This window comes from Candidatus Competibacter denitrificans Run_A_D11 (assembly GCF_001051235.1).
Classification (GTDB): domain Bacteria; phylum Pseudomonadota; class Gammaproteobacteria; order Competibacterales; family Competibacteraceae; genus Competibacter_A; species Competibacter_A denitrificans.
On the sequence record NZ_CBTJ020000071.1, the window covers coordinates 1 to 17,967 of the forward strand.

Below are 17,967 nucleotides of genomic sequence, written 5' to 3' on the forward strand. Positions count from 1 at the left end.
CGTGCGCTTTACGTCCGACCTCCCACGGTACCGCTTGCAACCGGCCGCGTGGGTGATGCTCCAGCATCCAAGGCTTCCGCAGTCGGGCCGCTATGTGCTGACCGACCTGGACCCTGGCTATGGGAGCGGGAAAATCAGCGTGACCGCTCAAGCGCCCGCCGGGGCGGCGCCGACTGTCGTGCTGGTCAGTCAGGCGCAGGCGTTTGAGACGTAGGCGCCAACCAAAAACCCGCCGGAGCGGGTTGGATTTGCTGAATTAGCGAGACTCAGCAAGTGGTTTAGGGTAGGGGCCATCCCTGGCGCGCGTTGGGTTAGGCGGCTTGGGGCTGGATAATGGCTAGGACGTTATCGGCCCACTTGATTTGCTGCACCATCGTTCCATCGCCATGGCGCTTGCCGGTGTCCATAATCCGACAGAAGCCTTCTGCTGCGATCAGCGGAACCCAGTGCTCCCCCTTCTTGGCTTGCAACCCGGCTTCAGCCAGCAGCATGTTGAACTTGCGACCGCTGATGCCGAGCCGTTCCCCCAATTCGGTCGGAGTGAAGAACAGGACTTTTTGATTTTCTGCGGTTAGGTGAACGTGACCGAGTAGCTGCAAGACATTGGTGCCGGTGATCTTCGTTACTGCCTGGTTCGCGCTAATTGCTGCGGCGTTTTTGTCCATCCCAACCAACCGCGCCACACCAAACAGAGCGCGGAATTCCTTGGTCGGCTGGATCACCGATGGGGGTGCAGAAAAGCCGCCCCCTTGAGCGGTATAGCTGCCCGTCTTACGGATGGCGGGGAATACCTCACCAGCCGCCCACTTCTGGAATGGTAGGGCCTTCGACTTGTCACTGCGTCCGCAGAAGAAATAGAAGCCCGATTCTGAGAGCGTCAGCATCTCTTGTGTCCCGCCAGGGGTCGGGATTGGAAACCGACCCTTCCATTCCTCTGGAACATGCTTAACAGCATCGCCTATATTGCTTAGCGTGGCGTCTGAGTACTCCAGTGCCTCCACTATGTCTTTAGCAACAAACCACGGTTCACCGTCGATGGTGACGACGCGGATTTCACGGTTTTCAAACGAAAACGGAATCAATGCTTTCACGGAGTGTTCTCCACATTAACTGCATGAATTTCCTCCTCAGAGTGACCCAACATTTCATTGCGCCATCCCTGGCGCTGTTCTTCTTAAAAACTTAACGGTTGCGAAACCGCTTTCTTGGCCATTGCCCGCACCTTGCGAATCGACACGGGCGGGCGAATGACGGCGGTGATGAATTCTTCGTCCAGCGTAATGAGGCGGTGCATATGCTGTTCGGCCAACGCTCGAAGCCCTTCCAGGTCGGCTCTCGCCTCCTCGAAGTTTTGCGGCAACAAATCGCTGCTATGGCGAAGCCCGAAGGAAAAACGAATCCGCTCATGGGCGGCGTGACTGGCCCCTTCCCGGCGTCGGCAATAGAGGCTGATATCGCGGATCAGCTGGTCAATAACTGACCATTGTTGGGGGCTGAGGGTGGGGGTGGCATCGGGCTGGGTTTTCTCTGCGACTTCTTTAACCCGGAAGTAGAGCTTTACCAGTTGCCGTTGAATCTGCCAGGACAGATCATCCGTGAAAGATTTCACCAGCATCAAGTAGCCGGATTCGGTGATGAGGGTGATTTCGTTGGCGGCGTCTTTCAGGATGCCGGAGTGGCTTCGACGAAATTCGTCCAAGCTTTTAGAATCAGTAATGTAGAAGTAATCTTCGCCATCAATGAATCGCTGGCGGTTACTGCGGAAGTTCCGGCTAGCCGTTCCTTCAACCCGGTTATGCACCTTATCAATCAGCGCGAAAGTGAGGACGGCTTGACCTTGGTAGGTCAGGTAGGGGATTTCGACTTCGTTGGTGATGCGAATGACTTGAGTAGACATGAACGGACTCCGTAATAAAGATTGGAGACCGCCAACATCAAGTTCCAGACGATGGTGGCGGACTGTACGAGGTTGGAACTACCGGACGGAGTGACCGGCCACCCGTGAGGGTGCCTCGCACAGCCCGCCATAGACGAGCAGGCACAAAAATAGCGCCTGGTATCGCGTAGAGGGCGCTGATGCGCTCCGTTTTCCGGGGTTCCAATCCCGACTCTCGTTTTTTGCGAGAGCGTAGAAAGCCTACTCCGGGCTGGGATGCGGGTCAAGGGGTCATGGCTTGCCTGTGGCCGGTTGGCTACAATGGGGGCATGTACACGCTTGAGCTGACCCCGGAATTTGACGCCTGGCTGAATGGTCTCAAAGACCGTGTGGCCAAGCTGAGGCTGGGCCGCCGTCTGCAACGGGCGCAACACGGCCACCTGGGCGATGTCAAACCCGTGGGCGAAGGCGTATTTGAGATGCGCGAGCACTTCGGGCCGGGCTGGCGGATGTACTATATCCAGCGCGGCGAGGTGCTGATCATCATGCTGGGTGGCGGCAATAAATCCACCCAGGCCGCCGATATAGCCAGAGCCATTCAGTGCGCTCGCTTGGAGGATTGAACTGTGACTCCTGCCAAAAAAAAGACTGCACGCCTCGAATTCGAGATGGCAAACTATCTGGACTCCCCTCAGGCGGTTGCGGATTACCTGAACATCGTGATGGAAGAAAACGACAGCGAAGCGTTCGCCGAGGCGATGCGTACCGTCTTGCGTGCTGTTGAGTTGGGAAAACTCAAGACAGAGCACAGGCAATCGCTGGAGACCCTTCAAACAAGCAAGCCCTTGAATTTTTGGGATATCTCCAAAATTTTTCGAGCGCTCGGTCTGCGTGTTATGGCCCAGGTCGGCTGAATAGCGCATCGGCCCGGTGTAGCGGTAGGGTTCGGCGGTAAAGAGGGTGGCGAAGAATCCCGCCATAGCGGGTCAAGGGGGAGCGGGGCGGAATCTAATTGGGTGGAATTCCACCGAATTAAACCTTCACAAGCGCCCACGCATGGCCTATCTGGCTGTGCCAGAAATTGTGTCAGGCCATCGTAGCGCCGATTCGTGCTTAATCGATAACTGTGGGATTTTGTTGTAGTTGACTTGTAGGTCGTTGATGTTAAACGGCATTTCCAGCGCTCGAAATCGGATGGGGGTCTAACCACCCCACGTGGGTTCGAATCCCACCCTCTCCGCCAATTTGCAGGCTTTCGGCTAGATCGCTAGCCTCATCAATCCCCAAGGCCGAAGCATTTGATCGCAGCGGCCTTAGTGGGCAGTTTCCAAATACTTGTCGGCGTCTAGGGCTGCCATGCAGCCAGTACCGGCTGAAGTCACAGCCTGCCGATAGACATGATCAGCCACATCACCAGCGGTGAATACCCCGGCCACGCTGGTGGCTGTAGCCCCGCCTTCACTGCCGCCCTTGACCTGAATATAACCGTTTTTCATCTCTACCTGACCGGCAAAGATATCCGTGTTCGGCTTGTGACCGATGGCGATGAACACCCCTTGCAGCGCGATATCCTTGCGGGCCTCGCTTTGGAGATTGCGCACGCGGATGCCGGTGACGCCGCTCTCATCACCCAAAACCTCATCAAGCACCGTATCAAGCTCTAGCCGGATCTTGCCGCTGGTAACTTTCGCCATCAGCTTATCGACCATGATTTTCTCGGCACGGAATTGCTGGCGCCGGTGTACCAGCGTGACCTCACTGGCAATGTTGGCCAAGTAGAGCGCTTCCTCAACGGCTGTGTTGCCGCCACCGATGACGGCCACCTTTTGGTTGCGGTAGAAAAACCCATCGCAGGTTGCACAGCCGGACACGCCTTTGCCCATGAATGCTTGCTCGGACGGCAATCCTAGATATTGGGCGCTGGCGCCCGTCGCGATGATCAGCGCATCGCAAGTATAGTCCCCGGAATCGCCCAGCAGCCGAAAAGGCCGCTCTTGTAGCTTAGCCGTATGAATATGGTCGAACACGATTTCAGTGTGAAAGCGCTCGGCATGTTTGCGCATCCGCTCCATCAAATCCGGTCCCATCAACCCTTCCACGTCACCGGGCCAGTTATCGACCTCGGTGGTGGTGGTCAATTGGCCGCCCATCTGCAAGCCAGTGATTAAGAGGGGTTTCAGGTTGGCGCGAGCGGCATAAACGGCAGCGGTATAACCGGCCGGGCCGGAGCCAAGAATCAATAGGCGGGCGTGTTTGCTGCTCATAAACTATCTCCTGATTTTTAAAAGCGGGGATCAATGCAGTGGAAAAACGATCCAGCCGATTCCATCCTGCTCAACCGGAGTTTCTCGCCAGCCATGCAGTGGCTGAACTGTGAATTAATGGACGCTGATCCTTGCCACGCCTCGTTTCTTGAAGTGGGCAGCGATGGTATTAAAAAAGCATTGTGGTGAATATGGCGCAGTTTAAGCGGTTTCCCTTGGCGGCGGAAATTCAATCGAACAAACCTGTCGATAGTGATGAGCTATCGGGCCAACCTGTGTGCGCTGTAACGCTCCTGTCATTAAATTGCCTTAAATAGAGTTGCTCAGTGAATATTTGGGCTTAATTTTTAGGATGATGTAGAACCGCTTCGCGAGGGCCTATGAACGCAAAATCTATTTTGATTGTGGAGGACGAGCAGCCGATTCGGGAGATGGTCGTATTTTCCTTGGCCGGGGCCGGTTTTGAGGTGCGGGAAGCTGCCGATGCCCGGCAGGCCCAATCCTGTATCGCGGAACGTCTGCCGGATCTCGTCTTGCTGGATTGGATGTTGCCGGGAATCAGCGGTATCGATTTTGCCCGCCGCCTGAAACGAGAGGATCTGACCCGTGAGTTGCCGATCATCATGCTGACCGCCCGTGCCGAGGAGGAGGATAAGGTGCAGGGGCTGGAAAGCGGTTCGGATGACTATATTACTAAACCGTTCTCACCGCGTGAGCTGGTAGCACGCATCCGGGCGGTCCTGCGCCGGGGCGGCCCGGCGGCTGATGATGACATCTTGCGCGCGAATGGGTTGACACTGGATGTGGCTAGCCACCGGATCAGCGCGGGTGAAACCTTGCTGGATGTGGGGCCTACCGAATACCGATTATTGGAGTTTTTTATGGCCCACCCGGAGCGGGTCTACAGTCGCGGTCAGTTGCTGGATCGGGTTTGGGGCAGCAACGTCTACGTGGAAGAACGCACCGTCGATGTCCATATCCGTCGCTTGCGGAAAGTGTTGGAGCCGCATGGCTACGACGCCCTGATCCAAACTGTGCGCGGTGCCGGCTATCGGTTTTCGACCAGGCTATGAGCAGATTAACCGCCTGGCGAAGGCTAAGCCAGCGCTTGGGCTTCATCATTTTTCTAGCCGCGTTTTTGGGGGTGCTGAGCGGTCAAATCCTTTTGGTGTTATTGGTTGCGGTTTCGGGATGTTTGCTCTGGCAGTTGTGGGGGCTGTATCGGCTAGAGCGCTGGTCGCGGGATAACAAAAGCATTGATGTGCCACCCATCGGCCCGGTTTGGGAAGAGATCGGCGCACGGATCGGTGCTCTGCGCCGCCAAAACCGTAAGCGCAAGCGGAAATTTAGCCGTATGTTGGAACGGTTTCAGCAGGCGACGGCTGCGTTGCCCGATGCGGCGGTGATCCTTGATGAGAACGATCATGTGGTCTGGTGCAACGGGGCATCGCAAGCGTTGCTTGGGCTGGCGCAAGGGCGTGACACTGGTTTGCCGGTGGCCAATCTACTGCGCAATCCAACATTCGTGGCATTTCTGGTGCAGCGACGCCCGGTTGAGAGCGTGGATTTTCCGTCGCCGCTGGATAGCGGGCAGACTCTGAACGCCCGGATCGTACCCTACGGCAAGAAACAGCGATTGCTCCTGGTCGCCGATATCAGTCGAGTGCGCCGCTTGGAGCAGATGCGGCGTGATTTCATCGCCAACGTATCCCACGAACTTCGTACACCATTAACAGTCGTCGTCGGTTATTTAGAGGCATTGCTCGACAGCGACAGCCCAGATCTGGAGGCTTGGCGACAACCCTTGCGAGGAATGCGCCAACAGGCCGGCCGGATGCTGCATATCATCGAAGACTTGCTGATGCTGGCTCGTTTGGAAACGCAGAGGGACCGAGCGCCGGGTAAGCCGGTCGCGGTGCCTAATCTGCTGGCTGATATCACCGACGACGCCGGCGCCTTGAGCGGTGAGCAAAATCATCGGATTGAGTTGACCGCTGAGCCTGATCTATGGTTGCTCGGTTGCGAAAAAGAACTCCGTAGCGCTTTTTCCAACCTTGTGTTCAATGCCGTGCGCTACACCCCAGCGGGCGGGGTGATTGAAATTCATTGGTTCGCCGATCAAGGTGGCATTCATTTGGTGGTGACTGATAACGGCGAAGGGATCGCGCCGCAGCACATCCCGCGGCTAACCGAGCGCTTCTATCGGGCCGACCGTGACCGGTCGCGCGGCAGTGGTGGCACTGGCTTGGGCCTGTCAATCGTCAAGCATGTGTTGACCAATCACGGTGGCCATTTGCACATCGATAGCGAGTTAGGCAAAGGCAGTAGCTTCGCTTGCGATTTTCCGCGCGAATTACGGGCTGGACCTTCGGCCGCTTTACCGGTGATCGGACCCGCACCCAGTTTCCCGCTGGATACACTGTGAAGTTTGGGGGAGTTGCTGAAATAGGGAGTCTCAATGTCGCTGGCCAAGCACACCGTTTTACCGACGGTGATGACAAAACCACCACAAGATTGTATCTCGCATGTTAAAATAATTTCATCGTCTTGCACTTGCAACGATGTGCCGGTCATCTGGCTATCCGACGACGATAGGGCAGTTGATCGCCGCGCACTAGCCATTCACTAGCGCGGTGTTGGCCGCGTTCCCCGGTTTGGAGGATCGCCCTCATGCGAGAATTCATTCGCCATCCCAGCAACATTCCCATTGAGTGCCGTGTCGCTGAGCGCGAGCCACACCGACGCGCACGTTTGAAGAACGTCAGCCAGGGGGGGTTATGTTTTCAGAGTGGCCAAGCCCTGCGACGAGGGACGCGGATTCAGATCACGATCCCAGTCAGAGAGCCGGCCTTCGAGACGACGGGTACCATTGCGTGGTGCCGTCGCGTCAACGGCCATTATGACGTGGGCGTACAATTCGCCGATGCCAACACCGAGTTTTCGGTGCGCATGGTTGAACAGATTTGCCGGATTCACCAATATCAGAAAGATGTGCTGGAAAAAGAGGGCCGTGAGCTTTCCAGCGCGGAAGCGGCGCTGGAATGGGTGGCCAAGTACGCCAAGGATTTTCCCTTGTAATCCCAGCGAAGCGTAGGCGCCGTAGGCGCCGATTCAGCCGGCGCTGGGTTGGTTGAGCCGCCTCCGCAAGAAAATGAGGCTGGAGAGTTGTCGATTTGATCGCCGATAACATTGGAAGAAAAAAGTGAGACACCATCGATGAAATTGTTGCTGGTTCGTCATGCCATTGCCGAGGACGCGGAAACCTTCCTGACGGCCGGCGGTTCCGACGCTCGGCGGCCCTTGAGCGAAATCGGGCGGAAAAAGATGCGCAAGGGGGCTAATCGCCTGCGTTCCCAAATCGGCCAGATTGATGTTCTGGCCTGTAGCCCGCTGCTACGCGCCCGCGAAACCGCCGAAATCATCGCACGGGCCTATGGCGATATCCCGGTTGTGGAGCGTCCTGAACTTGATTACAGCTACCCGCCTGAGGCGGTCATCGCGTGGTTGGCGCAGTGTCCGGCCGCTACTGTGGTAGCCGTGGGTCACGAACCGCAACTGGGTTTTCTGTCCGGCTTGCTGTTGGCTGATGTAGCCCGTTCGCTGATCGTGTTCCGCAAGGGCGGGATGGCCTTGCTGGAGTTTTCGGGACGGCCGGTGGCCGGTGGTGGCGTGCTGAGCTGGGCCTTGACCCCTGGACAGTTGCGTAGCTTGAAGCAGGATTGAAAGGGGATTGCATGGCACCCGAAGATGTGGCCGCGATTGATCTCGGCTCTAACAGCTTCCATATGATCGTCGCCCGAATCGCCAATGAGCATGTACAGGTGCTCGACCGGCTACGTGAAATGGTGCAATTAGCGGCGGGCCTTGACGATAAAAATCGATTATCGGAGGAATCGCAGCAGCGAGCGCTGGAGTGTTTGGCGCGTTTTGGTCAGCGTTTGCGCCATATTTCGCCCCAGCGTTTGCGGATCGTCGGCACCAACACCTTGCGGCAAGCGCGCAACAGCGCAGATTTTCTGGTCCGTGCCGAGGATGTGCTCGGCCACACCGTCGAGATCATTAGCGGCCAGGAAGAGGCGCGCTTGATCTATCTCGGCGTCGCGCACAGCGTTGCCGACATACCCGGTCGGCGGCTGGTCGTCGATATTGGTGGTGGTAGCACGGAATTGATCATCGGTGAAAAATTCGAGCCACTGCATCTGACCAGCCTCAAGATGGGTTGCGTCAGCTTGAGCCGTGCCTGTTTCGCCGATGGTAAGATCACTGAAAACCGGCTGCGCGAAGCTGAGTTGCGGGTGCAGTTGCGGTTGGAGCCGGTTCGTGAGGAGTATGTCGATCTTGGCTGGCAGGTCGTCACCGGTGCGTCGGGTTCGATCAAGGCGATTCAGGATGTGGTGGCACGCGAAGGCTGGGGCAGGGAGGGGATTACCTTGGAGGGATTGCGGCGTTTGCGCGCTGCCCTGCTGGATGCTGGGAATGTGGCAACGGTGGCATCGCGCTGGCAGTTGGAGCCTGCGCGGGCCAAGGTGTTCGCCGGTGGTTTCGTCGTGCTGCATGGTTTGTGCGAAGCGCTCAAAATCGACAAGGTGGCTGTCTCGGACGGGGCGCTGCGAGAAGGCGTGATCTACGATTTACTGGGTCGTATTCGCCACGAGGATGTACGGGATCGGACCATCGCGGCCGTGACCGAGCGTTATGGCCTGGATCGAGCACAGGCGGAGCGGGTGAACGCAACCGCGCACGATTTGCTGGTGCAGGTGGCTGCCGGATGGGGTTTGGAGCGCGAGGAATTCGCCCACGCCTTGGAATGGGCAGCGCGCTGGCACGAGATCGGCCTGTTGCTGGCCTATCACCAATATAACCGACATGGGGCCTACATTCTGCAAAACGCGGATTTGCCGGGTTTTTCGCAAACCGACCAGACTTTGTTGGCGGCCTTGATTCAATACCATCGCCGCTCATTTCCAGCCGATGCATTCGCCCATTTGCCACGCGATGTCGCGCCCTTGGCGCGGCGACTGTGTCTATTGTTGCGACTGGCTGTCGTGCTCAATCGCGCTCGTAGCCGTCAGCCGCCGCCGATTCCCCAGTTGGCGGTTGCTGAACAGCGGCTCGAATTGCGCTTTCCGGCAGGTTGGTTGGACGCACACCCGCTGACCCGAACCGATCTGACGGAAGAAGCACGCTTCCTGCGCAAGGCAGGGTTCCGGCTTGATTTCGCGTGATTTTGTTTCAAGTCGGCTGCGCGCCACCGTTGGAATTGGATTTTAGGAATGGTTGCAGCAACAGCCCATCCATGCGAGTTGCACGCCAGTCACGAAACGCCTTCAGCCCAATCTTCATTCCAATATGACCATCTTGCGGCTGGTCTCGGTAAGTACCAAAGAGCCGGTCCCACCAGGGTAGATTGAAACCAAAGTTGCTATCGGTTTCCACTCGGTGAATCGAGTGATGGACGCGGTGCATATCGGGCGTGACGACGAAGCACCGCAGAATCCGATCCAGTCCTGGAGAGAAGTCGATGTTGCTGTGATTGAACATCGCGGTCGCATTCAGCAGCATTTCAAATAGCAAGACTGCGACGGGTGGTGCACCCAACGCGGTGACCATGGCCAGTTTGATCAGCATGGATAGGACGATTTCCAAGGGATGAAAACGCAACGCGGTAGTCACATCCAAATCCAAGTCGGTGTGATGGGTGCGGTGCAAGCGCCACAGCAGCGCGATTTTGTGAAAGGCCACATGTTGGGCATAAACCGTCAAGTCCAGCACCAGCAAGGCTGTGATAACCGCTAGTGCCCAAGGAACGTCCAAGCGATTTAACAAGCCCCAACTCTTATCGGCCGTGACTTGTGCTGTACCGACCGCCAACAGCGGAAACAACAACCGCAGCACCACAGTGTCCACCGCGATCAGGCCAAAATTTGCCGGCCAACGGCGGACACGGAGCAAACTCAGCGACCGACGCGGCCGGCGCCATTCCCAGGCCATCATCGCCAGCAGTACGATCAGGAAAAAGCCCAGTCGGATGCTAGTCTCGTGGTGTAATAACCAATCACTCATTGAAACCATCTCCTGTCGGCGCAGTAGAGTGGCTCTATCCAGGAGCCTCCGATCTCGCTTGGACTATAATCTCGTGCCCATGTCGTTTTGACCCCATCTCTCGGCAGTTGATCATCCATCGCGGAGGAGATTCGCGTGTCCAGATTACCGCACATCATGATTGGCCAATTTCCTGGTGCTCGCCCGCGTCGTCTGCGCCGCGATGATTTTTCCCGGCGGTTGGTGCGAGAGACCGTGTTAACGGTAGCCGATCTCATCCAGCCTCTGTTCGTCATCGAAGGAGAGCGACGACGTGAGCCGGTCGCATCCATGCCAGGTGTCGAACGGCTGACCATTGATGAATTGGTGCGCGAAGCCGAAGCTCTGGTTGGCGCGGGTGTTCCGGCGGTAGCCCTGTTTCCGGTGACTGCTTTGGAAGCCAAGTCGCTGGATGCGGCCGAGGCTTATAACCCTGAAGGTTTGGCGCAACGCGCGGTGCGCGCCCTGAAGGCTCATATTCCCGAACTCGGCGTGATCACTGATGTGGCGTTAGACCCGTTCACCAGCCATGGTCAGGATGGGTTGGTAGACGAAACCGGTTATGTGTTGAACGATGAAACGGTCTCGGTACTGGTGCGCCAGGCCCTATCGCATGCCGAATCAGGGGCTGACATCGTGGCTCCTTCGGACATGATGGATGGCCGGATCGGTGCCATTCGGGAAGCGTTGGAAAGCAACGACTTTATCCATACGCGCATCTTGGCCTATTCCGCCAAGTACGCTTCCAGTTTTTATGGGCCGTTTCGCGATGCTGTCGGCTCGGCGGGCGCGCTCGGCAAGGGTAACAAATACAGTTATCAGATGGACCCTGCCAACAGCGACGAAGCGCTGCGCGAAGTAGCCTTGGATTTGGAGGAGGGGGCCGATATCGTCATGGTGAAACCCGGTCTGCCATACTTGGATATCGTGCGCCGAGTTAAGGAGCAATTCGCCGTTCCCACCTTCGTCTATCAGGTTAGCGGCGAATACGCCATGTTGATGGCGGCGGCGCAAAAGGGTTGGCTGGACGAGCGGGCGGTGATCTTAGAGTCCCTCTTGAGCATTAAGCGGGCTGGGGCGGATGCAATTTTGACGTATTTCGCCGGGCGAGTGGCTGGCTGGTTGCGAAAAGGGGTATGAAACGCTGGCGGGTTTGGCTGCTAGCGGGAACCGCCACGGTGGTGCTGAGTGGCTTCTTTTTAGCCGTCATGCGCCCGCCTGGTGGCCAAGCCTCCAGATTCGGCCAGGATTTACCCTGGCAAATCACCCGCAGTCCAGACGGCACCACGATCAGCGTATTCAGCCTGACATTGAGCCAGAGCACCGTGCGAGACGCGACGAACAAGCTGGGACGCCGCTACGACTTTGGCCTGTTCCAGGACAAAGTGGGCCAATTGAGCCTGGAAATCTATTTTCGTGATGCAGTCGTGGGGGGCCTAAACGCACGTTTGGTTTTATTGGCCCGGTTGCCGGACGATGCCCTGCAAGCGATACGGAGTCGCGCCGGTACGAGTAAACCCAGCGCCGATGGTGGTCGGCACTATCCAGTTGCCAAAGCCGATCAGGACTTGGTGTTATCAGCGCCCATCGCGGTGATCACCTTTATGCCAGTTGCCAAATTGAACCCTGATTTGGTTCGTACTCGCTTTGGCGAGCCGTCCGAGAGGATCTCGACCAAAGACGGCACCCATTGGCTTTATCCCCAATTCGGCTTAGATCTCTTGCTCGGTGAGAACGGCGAGGCGTTATTGCAATACGTCTCGCCCCCTGATTTTGCAGAGCGCTTACGATCTCCGTTGACGCAGGAAAATCGCCACTGAGAGGGGTATGATGGCTATTTGTTTTGGATGGCTATCACTCACTCAGTGAGGTCTTGGATGTCGATCAGCGTGTTGCCAACTGTGTTATTGACCCCGCGCACGATGGCCGTATAAAAGCCGGGTTTAAGACGAACGACTATGGCTGATTCGCGGGGATCAGTTGGCGCTCTGCCAGTTGCTGCAATCTCCGCTGCTTGGCTATCACGCCAATTGTTGTTGCTCGCCAAAGTGGCTTGGCCGCTGTACAGCGTCAACGTGGGATCGACCAGAGCGTTGGGAATGCCGGCAGCGCTCAGCGTCGGACCATTGGCCCGAATCAGAACCCATTTTTCCCCCGTGCCGCCGATACTGAAACTAACCAGCATCGCATTGTCGCGTTCAACCCGGCCACGAGCGGAGAGATTCGTTAAAGTGCTTGCCGTTTGCCCGGTTTCGTACATTTCAATTACCGCATTACCGGTTGTATCACTGACACCACGTACAATCGCTGTATAAAAACCAGGATTAAGCGTGATGAGAAGAGCTGGCTCTTGCAGACTTCGAGGGGCTTTACCGGTGGCTGTAATACTCGCAGCCTGGTGGTCTTGCCAGTTATCGTTATGTGCTAGCACACTTTGACCTCTGTAAAGCGTCAGGGTTGGGTCGTAGAGAAGATTGGAAGTTCTAGCGCTGGCCAGCGAAGGACCTGTGGCGCGGATCAACACCTGTTTAGGGCTGTTTCCAGTAATGCCGAAACCGGCAATCATTGCATTATCGCCAGTTCCAACCCAGCCACGGGTATAAATATTGGTGAGCGGTAAGCGCGACGGCAGAGACGCTTGATGGGACGTACTGCCCTCGGTTGATGTGTCAGTTTTAGGGGGTGCAGTAGTGACCGGGGGTGATGTGGTTGTCGTGGAACCGCTGGAGGAAGGGGCCGGACTGTTGGTGCCTTGTGTTGTTGCCTGAGCCGAGATGGTTGCGGCAACCTCATTGGAAAAGCCGCTCTGATTATTACTTTTCCCAAACGCTTTAACGGCAAAATAATAAGTTCCGGCAGGGAGATCAGGGGTCGTGTACGTCGTCGAGGTAATCAGGCTAGGCGGAGCGGGAAGGATCGTCATGTAATGCTGGGTCGTAGAACCGTAGTAGATACGATAACCCTCTACCGGGCCTGAGCTGGCGTTCCAGGCAAGCGTGATTCGAGCCGCAACGGCTGGAGAGGGCAGAAAAAGCCCACTCAGTAGGATGGCGAGCAAAAATACTGGGCTAATGGTGTTGATAAGAAATCGCATAGCCCGTAAATATTGGGTTCTGTGTCGCCCCTTTTGCTCATCACTAGCCAATAATCTACTGGCTGTCGCTGTTCCTTCACCAAGCAAAAAAGCATTCTCTAAAAACCTCAAAAAACCGTAACTTTTTAGAAACACAATCGGCATTCTCTCTAAGGCTTACCAGGTAATTTGAGCGCAGATGATAAGCTTTCTGCCGACCAAGGTCATCTAATAATAAATTTTATTTATAAAAATTAATATATTAAAAAAATATGAATACTGTGTATACTATCATAGTAATGACAAATTCACGGAATAGTTCCATTAACGGCATGTTGGCTAACCCGGATATAATTCTGGTGTTCAAAACCGATTTTTGTCATTTTAATGATGCAAGATTTGACTTAAGAAAAGTTTGGTTCGCTCCGATTGCGGGTGAGTGAAAAATTCGTGAGGCCGGTTTTGCTCAATGATTTCCCCGCCGTCCATAAAAATCACCCGATGGGCGACGGTTTTGGCAAACCCCATCTCGTGGGTCACACAGAGCATGGTCATGCCATCCTCGGCCAGCGCCACCATGGTATCCAGCACTTCCTTAATCATTTCTGGATCGAGTGCTGAAGTCGGCTCGTCGAAGAGCATGATCTTCGGATTCATGCACAGACTGCGAGCGATAGCGACCCGCTGTTGCTGGCCGCCGGACAGTTGGCCCGGATACTTGCTGGCTTGTTCGGGGATCTTGACCCGCGTGAGATAGCGCATGGCGATCTCTTCGGCTTCCTGGCGGGGCAGTTTGCGTACCCAGATGGGAGCTAGCGTGCAATTCTCCAGCACCGTCAAATGCGGGAATAAATTGAAATGCTGGAACACCATGCCGACCTCGCGGCGGATATGCTCGATGCGTTGCACGTCGTTACTCAGTTCCTCGCCATCCACTACGATGCGGCCGCGCTGGTATTCCTCCAAGCGATTAATGCAGCGGATCGTAGTCGATTTGCCGGAGCCGGATGGCCCGCAGATGACGATCCGTTCACCCTTATGCACGGTTAAATTGATGTCTTTCAGCACATGAAAAGCGCCGTACCATTTATGGAGGCTTTGGATATCGATCATGATCTGATCGGATACCGGGGTGGAGATGGCGGGAGATTGTGACTCAGGCATCGAGTGGGTTCCTAGCGCTGATGGCCGGTGTGTAGGCGTTTTTCCAAATTACGGCTATAGCGCGACATGCCAAAACAAAATAACCAGTAAACGGCAGCGGCGAAGACGTAGCCCTCGGTGGAAAAGCCGAGCCACGCTGGGTTGGTGGTGGCGTTATGAACGATATTCATCAAATCGAACAAGCCGATGATGAGCACCAAAGAGGTATCCTTGAACAGGGCGATGAAGGTGTTGACGATGCCGGGGATCACCAGTTTCAGGGCTTGGGGCAACACGATCAGGCCCATGGATTTCCAGTAGCCCAGACCAAGCGCGGCGGCGGCTTCCAACTGCCCCTTGGGAATCGCTTGTAGCCCACCGCGCACCACCTCGGCCATATAAGCGGCCTGAAACAGGGTGACGCCGATCAGTGCCCGCAGCAGCTTATCGAAATTCAGGCCAGCCGGCAGGAACAGCGGCAACATCACTGAGGACATAAACAGCACGGTAATCAGCGGAACGCCGCGCCAGAGTTCGATAAACGTCACGCATAATGCCTGAATCGTCGGCATAGTGGAGCGGCGGCCCAAGGCCAATAGCACGCCCAGAGGCAAGGCGCCGGTCATGCCGACTCCGGCAATGACCAGCGTCAGGAGCAGCCCGCCCCAACTGCTGGTTTCGACCGCTGCTAAGCCCAGAATACCGCCCCGCATCAAAACGAAGGCGAAAATGGGAAACGCGATCAGCAAGCCTAGCCCCAGCCGCCTTTTCAATTTGGCCGGTACGGTGCGGATAAACAGGGGCGCCACGCCGAAAATCAGCAGCAAAACCAGCATATCGACCCGCCAGCGCTGTGCTTCTGGATAAAATCCGTACATGAACTGCGCGAAGTGGGTGCGAATGAAAATCCAGCAAGCACCCCCCTGACCGCTACACGCCTCGCGGCTATCACCGCGCCAGGTGGCATCGAAAAAAGCCCAATTCAATACGGGTGGCAGCAGGGCATAGAGCAGATAGAGGGCCAGCGCCGTCAGTGCAATATTGGCTGGCGAGGAAAATAGATGTCGGCGCAGCCAGCCGATAGCACCGACCGCGTTGGCTGGGGGCGGCAAATCGGGATGAGGGATATGGGGCTGGGTCATAGTTTAGCGTTCCACCAGCAACGCCCGGCGGTTATACCAGTTCATCAGCAACGAGATCAGCAAACTGATGGTTAGATAAACCGCCATGGTAATCGCAATACATTCAATGGCCTGGCCAGTCTGATTAAGCACCGTGCCGGCGAATGAGGAAACCAGATCGGGATAACCGATAGCGGCGGCGAGCGACGAATTTTTCGTCAGATTCAAATATTGATTGGTGAGCGGCGGAATGATCACGCGCAATGCCTGCGGCAACACGACCAGCCGCAAGGTTTGGCCCGAATTGAGGCCCAGCGAAAATGCCGCCTCGGTCTGGCCATGGCTGACCGCCTGGATGCCGGAGCGCACGATTTCGGCGATGAAGGTGGCGGTATAGATCGAAAGTGCCAGCAGCAGCGAGGCCATTTCTGGGATCACTACCCAACCGCCGCGAAAATTAAACCCTTGCAGTTGCGGGTATTCCCAGACCAACGGTGATCCGGCCAGCCAGAACGTCAGCAGCGGCAAACCGATCAGCAAAGCCAGCGTTACGGAAAAAATCGGGAATTGCTGGCCGGTGGCTTGTTGACGCCGATGTGCCCAGCGGGCGATCCGCCATGCCAGGACAACCGCAAGCACCAGCGCAACCAGCACCCAGCTAAAACCCGCTTGCAGGTATGGGTGGGGCACATACAACCCGCGAATGTTCAGATAAATCGCCTCACCCAGGTGCAGGCTCTGCCGTGGGGCCGGCATCGCCCGCAGCACGGCGAAATACCAGAAGAAAATCTGTAGCAACAACGGAATATTGCGAAAGGTTTCGATATAGGCCAGGGCCAACCGGGAAATCAGCCAATTCTTCGATAAGCGGGCAATGCCCACCAGAAAGCCGATCAGCGTCGCCAGCACGATGCCCAGTGCCGATACCAGCAACGTGTTGAGCAAAGCTACCCAAAACACCTGGCCGTAACTGGATGACGAGGAGTAGGGAATTAGGGTTTGGACGATATCGAAGCCAGACGATGAATCGAGGAAACCGAAGCCGGAGGCGATGCCGAGGCGGCGCAGGTTTGATTGGGCGTTGTCGAAGATATACCAGCCAAACACCACAGTGGCAGTAAGAGCGATGATCTGAAAGGCAATGGCGCGCGTTTGCGGGTTGTTCCAAAACGGCGGTTTGGCCGGGATAAGAGCGGGTTCGCTCATGGTCGTTCTCGAAAATCCAGCAAAGACTGCACGAAAAAACCCCTTCCTAGCGAGGCGAGGGAAGGGGTTGAGTTTAATTACAGAGACCTAGCGCCTTCAGCGCACCGGCGGGGCATATTGCAAACCGCCCTGATTCCATAAAGCGTTCAAACCACGTTCGATTTTCAGCGGACTGCCCTTGCCGACGTTGCGGTCAAAGATTTCCCCATAGTTACCAACTTGCTTGATGACGGTCGCCATCCAGTCGTTGGCCAAGCCGAAATCCTTGCCTTTGTCGCCTTCGACGCCAAGCAAACGCTTCACGTCCGGGTTGGTGGATTTCTTCATCTCCTCGACATTCTTGGAGTTAACGCCTAATTCCTCGGCATTCACCATCACATAAAGGGTCCATTTAACCAGGTCAAACCAGTCATCGTCGCCGTGGCGGACCACCGGCCCTAACGGTTCCTTGGAGATGACTTCCGGTAACACCACATACTCATCCGGTTTGGCCAGCTTGATGCGCTGGGCATAGAGCTGCGACTGGTCGGAGGTCAGCACATCGCAACGGCCGGCCTCCAGGGATTTGGCGCTCTCATCGGATTTATCGTAGGTGATGGGTGTGAATTTCATCTTGCTGGCGCGGAAATAGTCACTTAAGTTCAGCTCGGTGGTGGTGCCAGCCTGGACGCAAACCGTAGCGCCGTCCAATTTCTTGGCGCTATTTACTCCCAGTTTCTTGTTGACCAGAAAGCCCTGGCCGTCGTAGTAGGTGACTCCGGCGAAATTCAGACCCTGGGCCGAATCGCGGCTGGAAGTCCAGGTGGTGTTGCGCGAGAGCACATCGATCTCACCCGATTGCAGGGCGGTCAGGCGCTCCTTGGCGGTCAATGGGGTGTACTTAAGCTTGGTGGCATCGCCAAACAGAGCAGCGGCAATCGCGCGGCAGACATCGACATCGATGCCGCTGTAGTTGCCTTTCTCATCGGCGAAGGAGAAGCCGGGCAAGCCGTCGCTGATGCCGCATTTGATGAAGCCGTTTTTCTTGATGGCTTCCAAGGTTGTCCCGGCGTGGGCGACACTGATAGCGCTAAGTGACAGAATGGTGACAGCAGCCAAAGGTTTCCAGCTTTTCATGGGCTATCTCCCGAAAGGGTGGGTTAAGGCGTTAGAGGTTTAAGGCATAATTAGTATTGGTCTCAATCATAGGAAAAATATAGGGTG

At 56.1% G+C, this 17,967-nt stretch carries 20 protein-coding genes; 11 read left to right on the forward strand and 9 right to left on the reverse strand.

What is annotated here, in order from left to right; translation table 11 throughout:
- Nucleotides 1–214 (forward strand): hypothetical protein (locus BN873_RS20455; RefSeq protein WP_048674435.1); only part of this gene is annotated, 214 nt, incomplete at its 5' end.
- Nucleotides 215–311: 97 nt separating this feature from the next.
- Here BN873_RS20455 and BN873_RS18855 read toward each other — a convergent pair.
- Both BN873_RS18855 and BN873_RS18860 read right to left on the reverse strand, forming a co-directional pair.
- The gene (locus BN873_RS18855) at nt 312–1,091 is read right to left on the reverse strand and encodes a BRO-N domain-containing protein (RefSeq protein WP_053085359.1); all 780 of its coding nucleotides are present in this window, start codon (nt 1,089–1,091) and stop codon (nt 312–314) included.
- Between the two features lie 83 nt (nt 1,092–1,174).
- Nucleotides 1,175–1,897 (reverse strand): ORF6N domain-containing protein, encoded by a 723-nt coding sequence (locus tag BN873_RS18860; RefSeq protein WP_053085360.1) that lies wholly within the window; start codon nt 1,895–1,897, stop codon nt 1,175–1,177.
- Between the two features lie 308 nt (nt 1,898–2,205).
- Here BN873_RS18860 and BN873_RS13240 point away from each other — a divergent pair, with 308 nt between their 5' ends.
- Nucleotides 2,206–2,499 carry a type II toxin-antitoxin system RelE/ParE family toxin gene (locus BN873_RS13240; RefSeq protein ID WP_048674733.1) on the forward strand — a complete coding sequence of 98 codons (294 nt, stop codon included), beginning with the start codon at nt 2,206–2,208 and terminating at the stop codon, nt 2,497–2,499.
- A gap of 3 nt (nt 2,500–2,502) precedes the next feature.
- A complete protein-coding gene (locus BN873_RS13245) occupies nt 2,503–2,790 on the forward strand; it encodes a helix-turn-helix domain-containing transcriptional regulator (RefSeq protein ID WP_082161286.1) in 288 nt (95 codons plus the stop codon).
- Between the two features lie 399 nt (nt 2,791–3,189).
- Here BN873_RS13245 and trxB read toward each other — a convergent pair whose 3' ends face one another.
- Nucleotides 3,190–4,140, reverse strand: a complete 951-nt coding sequence (gene trxB, locus BN873_RS13250; protein WP_048674437.1) for a thioredoxin-disulfide reductase — start codon at nt 4,138–4,140, stop codon at nt 3,190–3,192.
- Between the two features lie 33 nt (nt 4,141–4,173).
- Between trxB and BN873_RS20460 the strand changes: the two genes are divergently transcribed.
- The 6 genes from BN873_RS20460 to ppx all read left to right on the forward strand — a co-directional run bounded on the left by BN873_RS20460 (nt 4,174) and on the right by ppx (nt 9,365).
- Complete coding sequence (locus BN873_RS20460) at nt 4,174–4,329, forward strand: hypothetical protein (protein WP_171820481.1); 156 nt, start codon at nt 4,174–4,176, stop codon at nt 4,327–4,329.
- A gap of 191 nt (nt 4,330–4,520) precedes the next feature.
- The gene (gene phoB, locus BN873_RS13255; protein ID WP_048674439.1) at nt 4,521–5,213 is read left to right on the forward strand and encodes a phosphate regulon transcriptional regulator PhoB; all 693 of its coding nucleotides are present in this window, start codon (nt 4,521–4,523) and stop codon (nt 5,211–5,213) included.
- Nucleotides 5,210–6,565, forward strand: coding sequence for a phosphate regulon sensor histidine kinase PhoR (gene phoR / locus BN873_RS13260; RefSeq protein ID WP_071244223.1), 1,356 nt, complete (start codon nt 5,210–5,212; stop codon nt 6,563–6,565). The genes phoB and phoR overlap by 4 nt, the downstream gene beginning before the upstream one ends.
- Nucleotides 6,566–6,810: 245 nt before the next feature.
- On the forward strand, nt 6,811–7,218 hold the full coding sequence (locus BN873_RS13265; RefSeq protein ID WP_048674442.1) for a PilZ domain-containing protein: 408 nt from the start codon (nt 6,811–6,813) through the stop codon (nt 7,216–7,218).
- Nucleotides 7,219–7,356: 138 nt separating this feature from the next.
- Nucleotides 7,357–7,863 (forward strand): SixA phosphatase family protein, encoded by a 507-nt coding sequence (locus tag BN873_RS13270; RefSeq protein WP_048674444.1) that lies wholly within the window; start codon nt 7,357–7,359, stop codon nt 7,861–7,863.
- Nucleotides 7,864–7,874: 11 nt separating this feature from the next.
- Complete coding sequence (ppx, locus tag BN873_RS13275; protein ID WP_048674445.1) at nt 7,875–9,365, forward strand: exopolyphosphatase; 1,491 nt, start codon at nt 7,875–7,877, stop codon at nt 9,363–9,365.
- Nucleotides 9,366–9,372: 7 nt separating this feature from the next.
- Here ppx and BN873_RS13280 read toward each other — a convergent pair whose 3' ends face one another.
- Nucleotides 9,373–10,203, reverse strand: coding sequence for a sterol desaturase family protein (locus BN873_RS13280; RefSeq protein ID WP_048674448.1), 831 nt, complete (start codon nt 10,201–10,203; stop codon nt 9,373–9,375).
- 156 nt (nt 10,204–10,359) lie between these two features.
- On the opposite strand from BN873_RS13280, the gene hemB reads away from it, so the two are divergent.
- Nucleotides 10,360–11,361 (forward strand): porphobilinogen synthase, encoded by a 1,002-nt coding sequence (gene hemB, locus BN873_RS13285; RefSeq protein ID WP_048674449.1) that lies wholly within the window; start codon nt 10,360–10,362, stop codon nt 11,359–11,361.
- Complete coding sequence (locus BN873_RS13290) at nt 11,358–12,041, forward strand: hypothetical protein (RefSeq protein WP_048674450.1); 684 nt, start codon at nt 11,358–11,360, stop codon at nt 12,039–12,041. The genes hemB and BN873_RS13290 overlap by 4 nt, the downstream gene beginning before the upstream one ends.
- A gap of 38 nt (nt 12,042–12,079) precedes the next feature.
- Here the strand turns inward: BN873_RS13290 and BN873_RS20135 are convergent, their stop codons facing one another.
- From BN873_RS20135 to BN873_RS13315, 5 genes are all read right to left on the reverse strand, one after another.
- A complete protein-coding gene (locus tag BN873_RS20135) occupies nt 12,080–13,459 on the reverse strand; it encodes a fibronectin type III domain-containing protein (RefSeq protein WP_139031725.1) in 1,380 nt (459 codons plus the stop codon).
- A 219-nt stretch (nt 13,460–13,678) separates the two neighbouring features.
- Nucleotides 13,679–14,407 (reverse strand): amino acid ABC transporter ATP-binding protein, encoded by a 729-nt coding sequence (locus BN873_RS13300; protein ID WP_171820484.1) that lies wholly within the window; start codon nt 14,405–14,407, stop codon nt 13,679–13,681.
- 62 nt (nt 14,408–14,469) lie between these two features.
- Entirely contained in the window at nt 14,470–15,579 is a 1,110-nt protein-coding gene (locus BN873_RS13305; protein WP_048674455.1) for an amino acid ABC transporter permease, read from the reverse strand.
- A gap of 3 nt (nt 15,580–15,582) precedes the next feature.
- Nucleotides 15,583–16,764, reverse strand: coding sequence for an amino acid ABC transporter permease (locus BN873_RS13310; RefSeq protein ID WP_048674457.1), 1,182 nt, complete (start codon nt 16,762–16,764; stop codon nt 15,583–15,585).
- A 96-nt stretch (nt 16,765–16,860) separates the two neighbouring features.
- A complete protein-coding gene (locus tag BN873_RS13315) occupies nt 16,861–17,880 on the reverse strand; it encodes an amino acid ABC transporter substrate-binding protein (RefSeq protein ID WP_048674458.1) in 1,020 nt (339 codons plus the stop codon).
- Between the last annotated feature and the right edge of the window lie 87 nt (nt 17,881–17,967).